We start from the raw sequence: 15,567 nt of genomic DNA, 5'->3' as shown, positions 1-15,567 counted from the left end.
CGGGCGCTTGCGGATGGGTTGCAAGCCATCGCGAGGCGTGCAAGCCATCCCGAAGTCGGGGTGGATCCTGAAGCGGGCGTGGATCGCGAGGCCGGGGTGGATCCTGAAGCGGGCGTGGATCGCGTGGCCGGGGTGATCGCGAAGCGGTCGTGGATCGCGAGGCTGGGGTGATCGCGAAGCGGGCGAGGAAGCCATCCCGAGACAGGAACGTCTGCCGCTCGTCTTTCGGGGTGGGTTTGGCGCTAGCGGATGGCTTGCAAGCCATCGCGAGGCGTGCAAGCCATCCCGAAACCTTGGCAGATCGCGAAGCCGGGGTGCAGCGCGAAGCCAGCGCGGAACGTGGTGCTGCGACGAGAGCCTCCCCTGAGCGGACGCTGGTCCGTCAGGAGAGGCTCTCGTGTGGAGTCCTCCGCCTACGCGGTGGTGAGGGTGACTCGCAGGGCCTCGCCGGCCCTGGCTGCCTTCGCCTCGGCGTCTGCCGCGCGCTCGGCTGGTGTGCCGTCCTCGCTGGATGCGTCGACGTACACCTTGATCTTCGGCTCCGTGCCCGAGGGCCGAACCATGACGCGTGTGCCGTCGGCGAGCTGGTAGCGCAGCAGGTCGATGGGCACCTCGTCGCCGGACAGGTCGCCGGTCTCGAGCACTGCGACGCCGCCGACCTCGGTGGGCGTGTGGCCGCGCAGGACCGCCATTACGCGGGGGATCTGGGCGATGTCGTCGAAGCGCACCGAGACCTGCGTCGACACGAACGTGCCGAAGCGCTCGGCGAAGGCGTCGTCGTGGTCGATGAGCGTGCGCCCCTCGGCCTGGAGCCCCATGATGAGCTCGAGGATCGCGACCGACGCGGAGATGCCGTCCTTGTCGTGCACCGTCTCCGGGTTGACGAGGTAGCCGAGAGCCTCCTCGTAGCCGTAGAGGATGTTCGGGGCGCGGGAGATCCACTTGAATCCCGTGGGCGTCTCGGCGTAGTCGAGCCCGTACTCGTGGGCGATGCGCCCGAGGGCTGGGGCGGAGACGACGGAGGTCGCGAGCGTGCCGTGCACGCCGTCGGCCTTCGCCTGCTCTGCGGCGCGCCAGCCGAGGATCTTCCCGATGTCGTTGCCGCCGAAGCGCCGCCAGCCGGACGCGCCCTTGACGGCGACGGCGAGTCGGTCGGCGTCGGGATCGTGCGCGATGACGAGGTCGATTCCCGCAGCATCCGCCGTCTCGTAGGCGAGGTCGAGTGCGCCCGGCTCCTCGGGGTTCGGGAAGTCGAGCGTCGGGAACGCGCCGTCCGGCTCGACCTGCTGCGCGACGACGACCGGCTCGGCGATGCCGAGCTCTGCGACGACAGCGCGGAACGTCTCCCAGCCGACACCGTGCAGGGGCGTGTAGACGAAGCGCACGTCGCTCGGCGTTCCGCGCAGGAGGGCCGCGGTCGCGGACACGTAGTCGGTGACGATGGACTCGTCGGCCGTCGCGTACTCCGCGGATCGTGGGAGCTCCGGCACCTTCCGGCCGGCCGCGACCTTGCCGATCGCCTCGGCGATCTCGGCATCGACGGGCGCGACGATCTGCGAGCCGTCGTCGGCCCCGCCGAGGTACACCTTGTAGCCGTTGTCCCACTTTGGGTTGTGCGAGGCGGTGACCATGACGCCAGCGGATGCGCCGAGTCGGCGGACGGCGAATGCGAGCACGGGCGTCGGGAGCTGCCTCGGCAGGATCGTGGCGGCGACGCCCGCGGCCTGCATGATCTCCGCAGTGTCCTGCGCGAAGCGCTGCGAGTTGTTGCGGGCGTCGTAGCCGATGACGATCGACGGGGACTCCTCTCGCGCGAGCAGGAAGTCGGCGAAGCCTCGAGCGGCTTGGGCGACGAGGACCCGGTTCATGCGGTTCGGGCCAGCGCCGAGGCGGCCGCGGAGGCCGGCGGTTCCGAACGCGAGGCGGGCGCAGAAGCGGTCCTGCAGCTCGCGCCAGGCCGCGGCGCGCTCGCTGGTGTCAGCGTCTTCGATGATGGCGAGCTCGGGCGACACGTCGCCGGCGGCGTCGAGCAGCTGCTGCAGCTCGGCGCGCGTCACCTCGTCGGGGTCCTGCTCGAGCCAGGACACCGCGTTGTGCCGGAGCGCGACCTGCAGCGACCGTGCGATGCCGCTCATCAGAGCTTGACCACGATCTGGGAGAGCAGCTCGGCGAGATCGGCTTCCGCCGCCTTGCCTGCCTCGAGGACCTCCGCGTGGCTCAGCGGGTTGGGCGAGACGCCGGCCGCCGGGTTCGTGATGAGTGACATGCCGAGCACCTCCATGCCGGCCTCGCGAGCCGCGATGGCTTCGAGCGCCGTCGACATGCCGACGATGTCGCCGCCGATCGTGCGCGCCATCCTGACCTCGGCGGGGGTCTCGTAGTGCGGGCCGCGGAACTGCACGTACACGCCTTCGTCGAGGTCGCGCACTGTCAGCGCGAGCTCGCGCAGGCGTGCCGAGTACAGGTCGGTGAGGTCGATGAAGGTCGCTCCCTCGAGGGGCGAGTCGGCCGTGAGGTTGATGTGGTCCGAGATCAGCACGGGCGTGCCAGGGCCCCACTCGGGGCGCACGCCGCCGGCGCCGTTGGTGAGGATCATGACCGAGGCGCCGGCCGCCGCGGCGGTGCGCACGGAGTGCACGACGCGGCGCACACCCTTGCCCTCGTAGTAGTGCGTGCGCGCTGCGATGACCAGCGCGTGCTTGCCGTTCGCGAGGCGAATCGAGCGCAGCGTCCCGGAGTGGCCTGGGATGTCGGACTTCGCGAATCCGGGCACCTCGTCGGCTGGGATGGTCGCGATCGTCTCGCCGAGCAGCTCGGCCGTCTGCCCCCATCCGCTGCCGAGCGTGAGCGCGATGTCGTGGCGTTCGACACCCGTCTTCTCGGCGATGACCGCGGCAGCTGCCTGCGCGAACTCGAAGGGTGAGGTGGCTGGATCGTCGATCGACTCTGACTCGTGCGTTGACATGCACCCCAGCGTAGCGACCGGGGCGGGACCTGCGTGGAGCACAAGCGGATGATGTCCCGCCCCGTCTCGGAACGGCGCGGAAACCTCTCCGGTTTGGCGGGTTCATACGGGAGGAGGACAATAGCGGGTATGGCCACGCCCTTTGATCGCAAGCACCGCATCGTCGTCGTCGGCGGGGGGCCAGGCGGGTACGAAGCCGCACTCTCGGCCGCCCGCCTCGGCGCAGAAGTCACCCTCATCGAACGCGTCGGCGTCGGCGGCTCCGCCGTCCTCACCGACGTGGTTCCCTCCAAGACCCTCATCGCCAGTGCAGAGGCGGCGACGGCGATCCGCGAGTCCGGCGAACTCGGCGTGCAGTTCTTCGCGAAGGGCGACACGGGGAAGCCGCTGAAGCCCGAGGTCGCGGTGAATCTCTCGAAGCTGAACAAGCGGCTGCTGCGCCTCGCGCAGAACCAGTCGGACGACATGCAGCGCACGCTCGAGGCTGCCGGGGTCAACGTCATCCAGGGCGAGGGCAAGCTCGACGGCAACTCGGCCGTCACGGTCGGCACCGGCTCGGGTGGGCAGGACTTCGACCGCATCGAGTTCGACTCGGCGGTGATCTCGGTCGGTGCTCGTCCTCGCACGCTCGACTCGTGCAAGCCCGACGGGGAGCGCATCCTCACCTGGACCCAGCTCTACAACCTCAAGGAGATGCCGAGCCACCTCATCGTCGTCGGCTCTGGCGTGACCGGGGCCGAGTTCGCGTCGGCCTACTCGGCGCTCGGCTCGAAGGTCACGCTCGTCTCGAGCCGCGACCGCGTGCTCCCGAACGAGGACGCGGACGCCGCGGATGTCATCGAGGACGTCTTCAAGCGCGGCGGCATGACCGTGCTGTCGAAGTCCCGTGCGGCGACCGTGGTCCGCGACGGCAACGAGGTCGTGGCGACCCTCGACGACGGGCGCGAGGTGCGTGGCTCGCACTGCCTCATCGCGGTCGGCTCGATCCCGAACACCTCCGGCATCGGGCTCGAGGAGGCCGGTGTCGAGGTCTCGCCGTCCGGGCACATCCGCGTCAACCGCGTCGCGCGCACCTCGGTGCCGAACATCTACGCGGCCGGCGACTGCACGGAGTTCTTCCCGCTCGCATCCGTCGCCTCCACGCAGGGGCGCACGGCGGTGTTCCACGCGCTCGGCGACGAGGTGCGGCCTATCAACCTGCGCAATGTCGCCTCGAACATCTTCACGTACCCGGAGATTGCGACGGTCGGCTGGCAGCAGCGTTCCATCGAGGACGGCACCCGCGAGGGTCGCGTCTACAAGCTGCCGCTCGGCGAGAACCCGCGTGCCAAGATGCAGGGCGTGCGCGACGGCTTCGTGAAGCTCATCGCCGGCAACGACCTGGGCACCGTCATCGGCGGCGTGATCGTCGCACCTCGTGCCTCGGAGCTCGTGCTGCCGCTGTCGATCGCCATCGAGCAGCGCCTCACGGTCGACCAGGTCGCGCGTGCCTGGGCGGTCTACCCGTCGCTCGCGAGCAGCATCTCGGATGCCGCCCGTGCCATGCACATGCCGTACGAGGAGCAGACGAAGGCCTAGCTGCAGTGCATCGGGGCGCCGTGACCGGCTGACTCGGACGAGGAAACCTCCGTGCAGGATGTGAGTTGCCTTACTCACCATCCCTGGCACGGAGGATTTTTCGTGCCCCTGGAGGCACGACCCCGTGTGAGTGCGTTCGCAACCGCACGGGGCAGTGCACCGATCTGGGACGGGTCTCACTGAGTGCGAAGCCTTGGTCGGACTTACCGCGGGTAGGCGGTCGCCAAGGAACAGGTGGATCGTGCCCAGCAGGTTCGACGCGAACCGGGGCGCCATGGGGCGGCGGTTGGGTGCCGCATCCGAGTGCATGCCGGTTCACTTCCAGAATACGAAAAAAGCGCGCCAAATTGCGCGTGACCCCCGCTTTTGGTTGAGAAACGAGGGAAGAGTTGAGATGCTTTTTGGACCGGTTCGGACGACAGTTCACGAAGCGGTGATATGCCGGGGGGCTCTGAGTTGCATTCGATGGGGGATCTTCGGGCTGAGGGGTGCAATTCCGCGCGCTTTGGCGTGATGCTCGACTTCGGTTCACGCGTCCGTTTGGCGTCGATGCTGAAAGATCAACTCCCCGGGATTTGCGGCGCGCTCTGTCGTTGACTCGTTCTCGAGTCCTAGTGATGAAGTGCCGGTAAGCCGTTTTGAGGGCTGTCCATGGGCAAATCCAGCAGAAGATTGGAAGACTATGTCTCAGGAAAACCAGAGAAAAGCGATTGATCGAAGGGCGGTTGTGAATGCAGCCGCTTGGACTGTTCCCGTCATCGCGTTTGGCGCGACCGCGCCGTTCGCCTCTGCAAGCTGCCAGGGAGGTGGGGCCTTCACGGCCCCCCTCCCGCAGTCCGGGGACGTCGGCCCGGCGGGCACGAGGGTCACGTTCACGGTGCCGCGCGGAATCACGTGGATCACCTTCGACGTCGTCGGTGGGGCGGGTGGGGGTTCATCGAACCGGCCCTACGCAGCCGGGCGCCGAGTGCAGGGTGCCGTCACGGTCACTCCCGGTGAGGTGCTCACGTTTGTGACGGGGCAGGGCGGTTACTACGACGGAAATTCGTATTCGACCGGTGGACAGGGATACGGGAATGGCGGGGACGTGCCGATCCCGTCTGGAAACCTGACGGGCTTTCTGATTGGAGGGTCCGGGGGTGGCGGATCCGCCATTCTGCGCGGAAGCACCCCGCTCGTTGTTGCTGGAGGTGGCGCTGGGCGCGGACACCACTTAGGACGCATCGTCGAACCGGATCCGAGCTTCAGTGGCGATGGCTCCACGGAGACGGAGAACGCTACGCGCCAAGGGGCTTCGCAGCGATTCGTAGAAGCAGGGCACGGGTTGCCCGCGTCCGGAGCGACTGCAGGTGCTGGCGGGGCTTACTGGTCTCAGGAGGGCAGTGTCATTGTCGGCTCGGGTGTTGTCGTCGGCAACGGCGGCGGGAGTGCGGCGGGCGGCGCAAATGGTGGCAACGGCGTCTCCACGACAGTTCAGAGAACCGGGTCGTTGCCGACCGGTGCCTATGGGACCGCCTCGGGTGGTGGCGGGGGTGGATATCGCGGCGGTGGTTCCGGAGCGGCCGTGCGCATTAGCTGGGATGCGGCGGGCACGTTCAGTGGCGCGATGATGGCGATCGCGGGTGCCGGTGGCAATGGTTCGAGTTTTGCGGCTACCTCGACGAGCAACGTGGTCCACTCGACTGGAGGAAACGCCAACGGGGGGACAGCCAATCGAGCCCCGGGGCTTGTGAGAGTGACCTGGTCCTGCTGACAGTTGCCCGGTGACGGAGGGGGATTTCGTCGAGAGGATATCGTTTTCTCTCGTTTCCTTTCCGCGACGTGGGGCCCCTCATTGGTTGCGGTCCTTCTGTTCGACAGAAGGGCAACTCTTTCCAGCCGCATTCCGATTCTCGTTCGGGGTTGGAGGGTGCGGGGGTCCCGACGGTGACGCCTTGCAATGTGTGAATCTGAAGACACATCGCGAGTGGCTGCAGTGCCTCGGGTATTGTGACCGGCTGATGTCAACGAAAACCTCCGTGCAGGATGTGGGTTTCCACCCTCGCCATCCGGGTCGCGGAGGTTTTCGTGATCCAGGAAACGCGCCGTGGACAGACTGGCCACGAACCTCGCCACTCGACGAGGGCGATAGCGCCACGCTGGCGGGGACCAGCCAGATGGACCGCGCCCGACCGATTCAATGCCGACTGCGGTGTCTCGGGGTTGTGGCTGCGCACTGCAGCTCAAGCAGATGAAGCGACGAATCCAAAATACGCAGAACACATGCCAAATTGCGCAGAAACCCCGCGGTCGGTTGGCGAACAAAGGCAGGCTCGAGATACTTCTCGGACCAGTTCCGATAACGATTCGCGGAACGGCGATCTGCCTGGGGGGCTGATTTGGATTCTGTGGGGAATTTTGAATTCGAGAGATGCAATTCCGCGCGCTTTCGCGTGATGTCCGCTCCCGGCTGAACTGTCTGCGTGGCGTCGACGCCTAAAGATCAGGTTCCTTGAATGCGCGGCGCCTTCTGTTATCGACTCGTCCGTGAGCTCGATTGACGAGGTGTCGGCAGATCATTTGCGACTGGCCACGAGCGCATGTGGCAACAAGAAGATTGGAAAATCATGACCCAGGAAGACCTGCAAAAGTCGGTTGATCGTAGGACGGTCGTGAATACCGCGGCTTGGGCTGTTCCGGTGATCGCGGTTGGCGTTGCTGCGCCGTTCGCCTCTGCAAGCTGCCAGGGGGGTGGGACCTTCACAGCCCCTGTACCGCAGTCGGGGAATGTCGGGTCAGAGAGCACGAGAGTCAGCTTCACGGTGCCGCGCGGAGTTCGGCGGATCAGCTTCGACGTGCTCGGTGGAGCAGGCGGTGGCACATCATCGGGGCGGCCTTACGGAGATGGGCGCCGAGTGCAGGGCAACCTCACGGTCACACCCGGCGAGGTACTCACGTTCGTGACGGGACAGGGCGGGATCTTCACCGGGAATTCTTCCGCCATCGGCGGGCAGGGATACGGGAATGGGGGCGACGTGACGATCCCGTCTGCAGGCTTGGCGGGCTTTCAGTTTGGAGGGTCCGGGGGAGGAGGATCGGCGATCCTGCGAGGGAGTGCGCCGCTCGTCGTTGCCGGAGGCGGCGGGGGCCGAGGGGCCTCCAAATCGCAGTTCCCCCAGGCGGATCCGGCCTTCAGCGACCTCTCTACAGCAACTGAGAACGCTGGTCGCCAGGGCACTTCCGCACGCTTCGTGGAAGTAGGCCACGGCTCGCCTGCGTCCGGAGCGACCGCAGGTGCTGGGGCTACCTACTGGTCTCGCGAAGGAAACGTCCTCGTCGACTCGGGTCTCGTCGTCGGCAATAGCGGTGGGAGTGCGGCGGGCGGCGCGAATGGTGGCGCTGGTGTCTTCAAGACGATTCAGAGAGATGGTGCCGTCTTCGCAGCATCCTCGGGCGGTGGCGGTGGCGGGTATCGTGGCGGTGGCTCCGGGGCAGCGGCGGGATATAGGTGGGATCCGTCAGGCACATTCGGCTACGCGGTGATGGCGATGGCGGGTGCTGGTGGAAACGCTTCGAGTTTTGCGGCCACCTCGACGAGCAACGTCAACTTCTCGACTGGAGAAAACGCCAACGGGGGAACAGACAACCGCGCACCGGGACGTGTGCGAGTGACCTGGTCTTGCTGACGGTTGCTCGGTCACGCGGGGGCGAAGGGGCTTCCCTTGTTTGATCGGCTGTGAATTCTCCAGTCGTCGTGGCACGAGCCACCGCGGAGAAAGGGGCAGGCCGGTCCGCCGCGATGAAGCCAGGGTCGCTCCCTGCGGCACCTGGCTTCATCGCTGCAATCACCGCCGGACCCAAGCCGGATTTCAGGGACGCAGTCCCCATCAGGAGGCCTTTGCGACGTCACTGGGCAGTCCACCCAGCTCGTGTCCGATGAGAATGCCCCTGGCGAAGTGGGCCTTCCCGGCACTGGGACCGGGAGCCTTCCCGGGTGGTGATCGGCGTCGTGAGGGCGATCAGCTCGCGACGTACTCGTTCCAGATGTCGATGGCGAGCTTGATGAAGAGCACGCTGACGACGATGAGGAAGACCCAGCGGATGAGCTTGCTCCCGCCGCGGATGGCGGTGCGGGCGCCGAGGTAGCCGCCGGCGACGTTGGAGACGGCGAGCACGGCGCCGAGCCCCCAGAGCACGTAGCCCTGCGGGGCGAAGAAGAGGAGCGCGCCGAGGTTGGTGCCGAGGTTCACGATCTTGGCTTTCGCGCTGGCCTGCAGGAACGAGTAGCCGAGCAGGGACACGAGGGCGATGACGAGGAAGGACCCGGTCCCCGGCCCGAGGAGGCCGTCGTAGACGCCGATCGCGAAGCCGATGAGGCCCGCGACGACGTGGTGCTTGCGTCCCTCGTACTTGAGCTTGTCGAGCTGCCCGACGCTCGGTTTGAAGGCGGTGAAGATGCCGATGCCGAGGATCGCGATGGCGATGATGGGCTTGAAGGCTGCGGCGGGGATGCTGGAGGCGAGGATCGCGCCGCCGTAGGCGCCGAAGAGCGCGATGGCGGCCATGGGCAGCGCGGTTCGCAGGTCGGGTTTGACGCGTCGGAAGTAGGTGATGGAGCTGGTCGCGGTGCCGGCGATGCTGCCGAACTTGTTGGTCGCGAGTGCCTGCACGGGCGAGACGCCCGGCAGCGTGAGCAGCATCGTGAGCTGGATCAGCCCGCCGCCGCCGACGACCGCATCCACCCAGCCGGCCGCGAAGCCGCCCACGATGACGAGCGCGAGCAGCCAGCCGTTGAATCCCTCGAGCCCCGTGAACGACTCGAGCCAGCTCGCGTCGCTCGTCGGGAGCGCGGCGTCGAGGGGCGACGAGAGCAGCGTGGAGGTCAGGAGCGAGGCGTCGATCACCTACCGAGGCTACTCGGCGTCGGCGAGCTCGAGCAGCTTCGTGCCGCTCGAGACGGTCTCGCCGGCGGCACCGGAGATGGATGCGACGATGCCGTCGCGGGGAGCCTGGATGGGCTGCTCCATCTTCATGGCCTCGAGGACGACGAGGAGGTCGCCCTTGACGACCTTCTGCCCCTCCTCGACGGCGAACTTCACGATCGTCGCCTGCATGGGGGCGATGACGTCACCGCTCGAGTGGGTCTCCACGTTGGTGTGCGAGCGGCGCTTCGGGGCGTGTCCCGCCATGGTCCGACCCGCACCGCCGTGGCCGACACCGGTGGCGGCGAGCAGGCGCTCGGGGAGCGACACCTCGAGGCGCTTGTCGTTGACCTCGACGACCACGTTGCGGCGCGCGATCGGCTCGTTGACGTCGCCGGCCTCGCCACCCCACGGCTCGATCGTGTTGCTGTATTCGGTCTCGATCCAGCTCGTGTAGACCCCGAACTCGCCGTTCTCGGCGGTGAAGGCGGGGTCGCGGACGACGGAGCGATGGAAGGGCAGGACGGTCGGCATGCCGTTCAGCTCGAAGTCCTCGAGGGCGCGGCGGGAGCGCTCGAGCGCCTCCTCGCGCGTGGCGCCCGTGACGATGAGCTTCGCGAGCAGTGAGTCGAAGGCGCCGGAGACGACGTCGCCCTCGCGGACGCCGGAGTCGACGCGCACGCCGGGGCCTCCAGGAACGCGGAAGGTCGTGACGGTGCCAGGGGCTGGGAAGAATCCGCGGCCCGGGTCCTCGCCGTTGATGCGGAACTCGAACGAGTGGCCGGTGACCGTCGGGTCGTCGTAGCCGAGCGCCTCACCCTGGGCGATGCGGAACTGCTCGCGGACGAGGTCGATGCCGGTGACCTCCTCGGAGACCGGGTGCTCGACCTGGAGGCGCGTGTTGACCTCGAGGAACGCGATCGTGCCGTCGGCGGCGAGCAGGAACTCGCAGGTTCCAGCGCCGACGTAGCCGACCTCCTTGAGGATCGCCTTGGATGCGCGACGCATCTCGGCTTCCTGCTCGGCGGTGATGAAGGGCGCTGGCGCCTCCTCGACGAGCTTCTGGTGGCGTCGCTGCAGCGAGCAGTCGCGCGTGGAGACGACGACGACGTTGCCGTGGGAGTCGGCGAGGCACTGCGTCTCGACGTGGCGGGGCTTGTCGAGGTACTTCTCGACGAAGCACTCGCCGCGTCCGAACGCGGTGATGGCCTCGCGGGTCGCGGACTCGAACAGCTCGGCGACCTCTTCGCGCTCGCGTGCGACCTTGAGGCCGCGCCCGCCGCCGCCGAACGCGGCCTTGATGGCGACCGGTAGTCCGTGGATGTCGATGAAGTCGAGGACCTCGCTCGGGCCTTCGACGGGGTTGAGCGTGCCCGGGGCAAGCGGTGCGCCGACCTTCTCGGCGACGTGGCGCGCCGTGACCTTGTCGCCGAGCGCCTCGATGGCCTCGGGGGACGGGCCGATCCAGATGAGTCCCTGGCGGATGACGGCGCGTGCGAACTCGGCGTTCTCGGCGAGGAAGCCGTATCCCGGGTGCACGGCGTCGGCGCCGGAGCGGCGGGCGATGGAGAGCAGCTTGTCGATCACGAGGTACGTCTCGGCGCTCGTGGAGCCTCGCAGCGCGTACGCCTCATCGGCGAGGCGGACGTGGGGTGCGTCACGGTCCTGGTCTGCGTACACGGCGACGGAGGTGATACCCGCGTCTCGAGCCGCTCGTGCGATGCGTACGGCGATTTCGCCACGGTTGGCGATGAGGAGCTTCGAGATTCGCGACATGGTTCCTAAGCCTATTGAGGTCGGTGCGGCCGGATTTGGCTCGATTCGACAAACTTATCGGGAGAAGGTTGTCAGATGCGCTCGGTTGGAGGTTCTCACCACGCCGAGCGTGTGGCAGTTGGGCGACATTGGCCGCGTTGCACATTCCCACGGAGTGGGAAGGGTGTTGCGTCATGTGTTACGTCGTGTTTAGCTACAGGGCTGAGCTTTCGCTCAGTTCGTCCTGCCAGTCGGTCAGCAATGACTGCACGACCAGCAATGGTCCGGTGTGCCAGGTCCAGTCCGGGCCCGCCGAATTGCCGTCCACTCCGCGTCCCCAGCGACGCGCATCCACCACGCTAGCGGATGCGCAATGCGAGACGCCTCGTCGTTCCGGAGAATCGATGCTCGGTAAGCTCCTCGCCCGCTATCTCAGGAAGTACTGGCCGCTCCTCGCGGGCGTGCTGGTCTTCCAATTCCTTCAAGCGCTCGCGTCGCTGTACCTGCCGCGACTCAACGCCGACATCATCGACAAGGGCGTCGCCAACGCCGACACCGACTACATCTGGTCGACGGGCGCCGTCATGCTCGCGATCTCGCTCGGGCAGATCACGTGCTCGATCATCGCGACCGTCTTCGCCGCGCGCGCCGCCATGGCGCTCGGCCGTGACATCCGCGCCGACGTCTTCGCGCGAGTGAGCGGCTTCTCCGAGCGCGAGGTCTCGCGCTTCGGGGCGGGCTCGCTCATCACGCGCAACACGAACGACGTGCAGCAGGTGCAGATGCTCGCCATGATGGGCTCCACCATGCTCGTCTCGGCTCCCATGCTCGCGATCGGCGGCATCATCATGGCCCTGCAGCAGGATGTGGGCCTCTCCTGGATCATCGGCGTCGCGGCCCCCGTGCTGCTCCTGCTGGTCGGCATCATCATCAGCCGGATGGTGCCGCTGTTCCGCCAGTTCCAGGTGAAGCTCGACAACATCAACCGGATCCTGCGCGAGCAGCTCACCGGTGTGCGCGTCGTGCGCGCGTTCGTGCGCGAGCCGATCGAGGAGCAGCGGTTCGAGGTCGCGAACAACGACCTCTTCCTCCTCGGCAAGCGAGTCGGCGATCTCTTCGTCACGCTCTTCCCGCTCGCGATGCTCGTGCTGAACATCACCGTCGTCGGCGTCATCTGGTTCGGCGGAATCCAGGTCGACCAGGGCACGGTCGAGATCGGGACGCTCTTCGCGTTCATGGCCTACGTCATGCAGATCCTGATGGGCGTGCTCATGGCGAGCTTCATGACGATCATGATCCCGCGCGCGGCCGTCAGCGCCGACCGCATCTCCGAGGTGCTCGACACCGAGTCGACGCTCATCATGCCGGCCGACCCCGTCTCCGACTTCCCGGAGCCGGGCGTCATCGAGTTCGACGACGTCGAGTTCACGTACCCGGGTGCAGAGGAGCCGGTGCTCACGGGCATCTCCTTCCGCGCCGCCCCCGGTGAGACGGTCGCCGTCGTCGGCTCCACGGGAGCGGGCAAGACGACGCTCGTCTCGCTCATCCCTCGTCTCTTCGACGCGACGGGCGGTTCCGTGCGCGTCAACGGCGTCGACGTCCGCGAGGCCGACGCCGAGCTGCTGTGGGACGGCATCGGCCTGGTCCCGCAGCGTCCGTTCCTCTTCACCGGAACGATCGCCTCGAACCTGCGCTACGGCCGTGAGGCCGCGACCGACGACGACCTCTGGAAGGCCCTCGAGATCGCGCAGGCCACGGCCTTCGTGCAGGAGAAGGACAAGCAGCTCGAAGCGCGCATCGCGCAGGGCGGCACGAACGTCTCCGGCGGGCAGCGCCAGCGGCTCGCGATCGCGCGCGCGATCGTGCACGAACCGCAGGTGTTCGTCTTCGACGACTCCTTCTCCGCGCTCGACCTCACGACCGACGCCAGGCTGCGGCGGGCGCTGTGGGAGCAGCTGCCCGGCGTGACCAAGATCGTGGTCGCGCAGCGCATCTCGACGATCGTCGACGCCGACCGCATCGTCGTCCTCGACGACGGTCGCATGGTCGGTCTCGGAACGCACGACGAGCTGCTCGAGAGCTGCACGACGTACAAGGAGATCGTGGATTCCCAGCTCGCAGTGGAGGCGCAGTCATGAGCCGTGACGCAGACAACCAGAACCAGGACGCCAAGGGCGCCCGTCGGGGCAAGCGCAGGCCGAAGGAGGTCGTCGAGAAGGTCCTGACCGAGGAGGAGCAGCTCGAGCTGGAGCTCGCCGAGCAGGCGAGGCAGTCGTCCGGCGACTGGGACAGCGTCGCTCCCGGCAAGGCGAAGAACTTCGGGCAGAGCTTCGGCAGGCTGCTCGGCAGGCTCCGGCCCTACCGCGCCGCGCTCATCATCGTGTCGTTCCTCGGCGCCGTCGGCGTCGTGCTCTCCGTCATCGCGCCACGAGTGCTCGGGCAGGCGACCAACCTCATCTTCGAGGGCGTCGTCTCCAGCCAGCTGCCGGCGGGCGCCTCCAAGGACCAGGTCGTCGCGGGGCTCCGCGACTCCGGCCAGACGCAGTTCGCCGACATGGTCGCCGCCATGGACATCACGCCTGGCGAGGGAGTCGACTTCGAGCGCCTCGGCATGGTGCTCCTGTCGGTGCTCGCGCTCTACGTGTTCTCGGCGCTGCTCATGTGGCTGCAGGGGTACGTCATCAACATCATCATGATGAAGGCGATGTACAAGCTGCGCGAGGACGTCGAGCGCAAGATCAACGCGCTGCCGTTGAGCTACTTCGACCGCGTGCAGCGCGGCGAGCTGCTGAGCCGCGTCACGAACGACATCGACAACATCACGCAGACGATGCAGCAGTCGCTGTCGCAGGTCGTCACGAGCGTTCTGACGGTCGTCGGAGTGCTCGTCATGATGTTCTCGATCTCCTGGCAGCTCGCGCTCGTCGCGCTCGTCACTCTGCCGCTCATGGGCGTCATCTTCGGCGTCATCGGACCGAAGTCGCAGCGGAACTTCGCCGAGCAGTGGAAGAAGACGGGACGCCTCAACGCGCGCGTCGAGGAGTCGTTCTCCGGTCACGCCCTCGTTCGCGTGTTCGGCCGCGAGAAGGATGCACGCGAGCAGTTCCAGGTCGACAACGAGCAGCTCTTCCAGGCGGCCTTCAAGGCCCAGTTCTGGGCGGGCGTCATGATGCCGGCGATGATGTTCATCGGAAACCTGTCCTACGTGGGCATCGCGGTGCTCGGCGGCCTCATGGTCGCGGGCGGCAACCTGCGCCTCGGCGACGTGCAGGCGTTCATCCAGTACTCGCAGCAGTTCACGCAGCCGCTCGCCGAGCTCGGCGGGATGGCTGCCGTGCTGCAGTCGGGTACGGCCTCGGCCGAGCGCGTGTTCGAGCTGCTCGACGAGGACGAGCAGGAGCCCGACGCGAGCGACGCGCCCAAGCCGGCGAACGGTGCGGGCGAGATCGTCTTCGACGACGTCACCTTCTCGTACACGCCGGAGCAGAAGCTCATCGAGAACCTCAATTTCTCGGTCGAGCCTGGCCAGACGGTCGCGATCGTCGGGCCGACCGGTGCCGGCAAGTCGACCCTCGTGAACCTCATCATGCGCTTCTACGAGCTCGACGGCGGGCGCATCCTGCTCGACGGGCAGGACATCGCCGAGCTCAGGCGCGAGGACGTCCGCAGTCGAACCGGCATGGTGCTGCAGGATCCGTGGCTGTTCGCGGGGTCCATCCGCGAGAACATCCGCTACGGGCGTCAGGACGCGACCGACGAGGAGGTGCTCGCCGCTGCGACCGCCTGCTACGTCGACCGCTTCGTGCACTCACTGCCTGAGGGGTACGACACGGTGCTCGACGAGGACGCGTCGAACGTCTCCGCCGGCGAGCGTCAGCTCATCACCATCGCGCGCGCCTTCGTCTCCGACCCGCAGGTGCTCATCCTGGATGAGGCCACGAGCTCGGTCGACACGCGCACGGAGCTGCTCCTGCAGCAGGCGATGGCGGCACTTCGCCAGGGCCGCACGAGCTTCGTCATCGCGCACCGTCTCTCGACGATCCGCGACGCCGACCTGATCCTCGTCATGGAGCACGGCTCCATCGTCGAGCAGGGGACGCACGATGAGCTCGTGAAGCAGGGCGGCGCGTACGCGAGGCTGTACAACTCGCAGTTCGAGCAGGCCGTCAGCGACCTGGATGCCGAGCAGAGTCAGCTCACGTCCTAGGTCCGGGCCCCTGATCGGGCGCATCTCGTGATCCGGCTCGGCCGGGTGCATCCGCTGCTGTGCGGAGGCACCCGGCCGTTTCCGTTGTGTCCCGAGCAATCGCGCGCCGGCCGCGCGCGGTCTCGAGGTGGCTTCCTCGCTTCCGGATGGGTTCTTTCCCA

At 67.3% G+C, this 15,567-nt stretch carries 7 protein-coding genes; 3 read left to right on the top strand and 4 right to left on the bottom strand.

Annotation, left to right across the window (positions count from 1 at the left end):
• Nucleotides 1-413: 413 nt before the first annotated feature.
• Both C5E05_RS09785 and C5E05_RS09780 read right to left on the bottom strand, forming a co-directional pair.
• Nucleotides 414-2,135 (bottom strand): phospho-sugar mutase, encoded by a 1,722-nt coding sequence (locus C5E05_RS09785; protein ID WP_104341820.1) that lies wholly within the window; start codon nt 2,133-2,135, stop codon nt 414-416.
• Nucleotides 2,135-2,965: a purine-nucleoside phosphorylase gene (locus C5E05_RS09780; RefSeq protein WP_104243030.1), complete on the bottom strand. Its 831-nt coding sequence runs from the start codon at nt 2,963-2,965 to the stop codon at nt 2,135-2,137. The genes C5E05_RS09785 and C5E05_RS09780 overlap by 1 nt, the downstream gene beginning before the upstream one ends.
• A gap of 129 nt (nt 2,966-3,094) precedes the next feature.
• On the opposite strand from C5E05_RS09780, the gene C5E05_RS09775 reads away from it, so the two are divergent.
• The gene (locus tag C5E05_RS09775; RefSeq protein WP_104243028.1) at nt 3,095-4,543 is read left to right on the top strand and encodes an NAD(P)H-quinone dehydrogenase; all 1,449 of its coding nucleotides are present in this window, start codon (nt 3,095-3,097) and stop codon (nt 4,541-4,543) included.
• Between the two features lie 3,998 nt (nt 4,544-8,541).
• Here C5E05_RS09775 and C5E05_RS09770 read toward each other — a convergent pair.
• Both C5E05_RS09770 and C5E05_RS09765 read right to left on the bottom strand, forming a co-directional pair.
• The gene (locus C5E05_RS09770) at nt 8,542-9,306 is read right to left on the bottom strand and encodes a TSUP family transporter (RefSeq protein ID WP_104341927.1); all 765 of its coding nucleotides are present in this window, start codon (nt 9,304-9,306) and stop codon (nt 8,542-8,544) included.
• A gap of 129 nt (nt 9,307-9,435) precedes the next feature.
• Nucleotides 9,436-11,220, bottom strand: a complete 1,785-nt coding sequence (locus C5E05_RS09765) for a biotin carboxylase N-terminal domain-containing protein (RefSeq protein ID WP_104341819.1) — start codon at nt 11,218-11,220, stop codon at nt 9,436-9,438.
• Nucleotides 11,221-11,603: 383 nt separating this feature from the next.
• Between C5E05_RS09765 and C5E05_RS09760 the strand changes: the two genes are divergently transcribed.
• Complete coding sequence (locus C5E05_RS09760; RefSeq protein ID WP_104243025.1) at nt 11,604-13,337, top strand: ABC transporter ATP-binding protein; 1,734 nt, start codon at nt 11,604-11,606, stop codon at nt 13,335-13,337.
• Complete coding sequence (locus C5E05_RS09755) at nt 13,334-15,406, top strand: ABC transporter ATP-binding protein (protein WP_104306031.1); 2,073 nt, start codon at nt 13,334-13,336, stop codon at nt 15,404-15,406. Before C5E05_RS09760 ends, C5E05_RS09755 begins: the two co-directional genes overlap by 4 nt.
• Nucleotides 15,407-15,567: the final 161 nt, after the last annotated feature.

The organism is Pseudoclavibacter sp. AY1H1 (genome assembly GCF_002931055.1).
Classification (GTDB): Bacteria; Actinomycetota; Actinomycetes; order Actinomycetales; family Microbacteriaceae; genus Pseudoclavibacter.
This window is presented reverse-complemented; position numbering and strand designations above follow the sequence as displayed.